At 71.9% G+C, this 342-nt stretch carries 1 protein-coding gene; it reads right to left on the bottom strand.

Annotation, left to right across the window (positions count from 1 at the left end):
- A partial coding sequence (locus E2C05_RS32590; protein ID WP_408901652.1) for a WD40 repeat domain-containing protein occupies nt 1-342 on the bottom strand: 342 nt, incomplete at both ends.

The raw sequence follows: 342 nt of genomic DNA on the forward strand, positions 1-342 counted from the left end.
GCAAACAGCGATCTGTCCGCCCGTTCCGGCATCCCAGACCCGCGCCGTGTGGTCGTCGCTGCCGGTGACCAAGCGCGTCCCGTCCGGGCTGAAGGCGGCGTGCTCGACCGGACCGCCATGCCCCTCGCAGGCCGCGATCTGCTCGCCGCTCCCGGCATCCCAGACCCGCGCTATGCTTTCGTCGCTGGCGGTGACTAGGCGCGCGCCGTCCGGGCTGAAGGCAGCATGCCGGACCGGATTGCCATGCCCCTCGCAGGTGGCGGTCTGTCCGCCTGTTCCGGCATCCCAGACCCTCGCCGTGCCGTCGTCGCTGGCGGTGACTAGGCGCATCCCGTCCGGGCT

It is taken from the genome of Paracraurococcus ruber, assembly GCF_004353985.1.
Taxonomy (GTDB): Bacteria; Pseudomonadota; Alphaproteobacteria; order Acetobacterales; family Acetobacteraceae; genus Paracraurococcus; species Paracraurococcus ruber.